Consider the following 1,500-nt stretch of genomic DNA (forward strand, 5'->3'; position numbering starts at 1 on the left):
TGTGGTTCTGCCTTTTTCAGACGCGATATGTCGCTGGCAATACGCTTACAGTTGAGAAATAACAGGCCATCCAGTGGCGTAATGATCTCACCAGTTTTTAGGCAATCGATGAGTGATGGAGAGGATAATGGCCTGGTTAGGCCATTGACGTAACGCGTGGCCAAAAAATGATTGGTGTAGTGGATTTCTTTTGGTAGCATTTGCTCACTTTTTGCATACACGATGCCGCTTTGTCTGCCGTTGATAACGCGATGCTCTTTATAGACTTTTACTTCTTCACCGATGGCCGCCATGGCTTGGGGAGCTCGAGTGATGAGCAAACGAAACGGCAGATCTTCACTGGTGATGTAATCGACAAGGTTAAACGCCAGCCTCGCTCGCGCCATTTCACCAAGAAACTCATCACGGCAAATTTGTATCACTTGTTGCCATTGCTGGGTCAACTGAGCACTTTCTTTATCGCTTTTGACTTTCATATGTTGAATATCATAGTGAATTTTTGCTGTCATCGGGGATCTTAACCTCAAGATATTTTTTCGAATGATTGCTTAATAGTCTGTTTTTAATAACATCAAAACAGTTATCAACAAAATTTGGGTATAAGCTGTGTGAAGAGGGCGAAACTTTAAATGGTTTTGTAGCTGCATTTATCCCGTTCACTTTAACTGCTGTGACTGAGAAAGAGCGTGAGCCCCCTGATGTGTTGGTAGGTCAATTAGATCATAGTCACACTTTTGCCTTTTCTGACATTTTTAGTGTTCGAACGCAATCACTAGGGTATTCGTCTTATTGCCTGGCTCATAGGTTGTCATGACCAGTCAAGCAGACAGATTGCCTGCATTTTCATCCGTACTCGCCAATAAACACTGAGGCTATCTTCCTCATTTCATTGTTAAAATCCTGCGTTATTTTCTGACAGGAATAGGATAATGCTTGATTCTAACCCCTCATCATCCCCCGTAGAACTCTACTCTCGAACAGGGTGGATCAATGAAGTTCATCCCGATAATCGTCATGTCAAAGTCGATTTTGAGGGAAATCCGCTTAACCAACCGGTATGGGCAGTGCTCGGTCGTTTGTTTACGAAGGCAGACTTACAGCTTGCGATAGATCACCGTCTGGATTGCCGCATTGAGTTCGTGGCAGGAGATATCTACACGCCGATGTTAACCAATATTTATTCTTCACTTTTGGATGAAGAGCTTATCGTACTGCGCGCGAAAAAGGTAATCATAGACGGGGAGGAATGTGTTGAACTCGGGTCTGGTGAGGCTAAGACCTCTATGATTGCGAAAAGTGGTACGGTTAAAACCACCGCCCAAAACATCAATACATCGGCAGATAAGCTACAAAAAATTCAAGCGACCAAAGTGCGTTTAAACTGATTGAAAAGGAAAAAATTATGGCATCAACCATCGGCGCTAATGGGCTGAGTATTGTACATAAAGGCTCAGGCGGTGAAGCGAATGCGTCTGTGCCGGACGTCTGTTTGACCAAAGT

Annotated in this window: 2 protein-coding genes; one reads left to right on the plus strand and one right to left on the minus strand. The window is 43.8% G+C overall.

All coding sequences use genetic code 11. The annotated features are described in order from the left end of the window. The coding region (locus KIV40_RS16235) for a hypothetical protein (protein WP_285350218.1) at positions 1-509 on the minus strand (509 nt) is incomplete at its 3' end. Positions 510-929: 420 nt separating this feature from the next. Between KIV40_RS16235 and KIV40_RS16240 the strand changes: the two genes are divergently transcribed. Then, positions 930-1,385: a hypothetical protein gene (locus KIV40_RS16240; RefSeq protein WP_285350219.1), complete on the plus strand. Its 456-nt coding sequence runs from the start codon at positions 930-932 to the stop codon at positions 1,383-1,385. The last annotated feature ends 115 nt before the right edge of the window (positions 1,386-1,500 follow it).

It is taken from the genome of Vibrio sp. D173a (assembly GCF_030248475.1).

What these genes read in the sequence shown, in the direction of transcription:
- KIV40_RS16240 (WP_285350219.1), top strand. Translation starts at nt 930, where the DNA reads ATGCTTGATTCTAACCCCTCATCATCCCCCGTAGAACTCTACTCTCGA.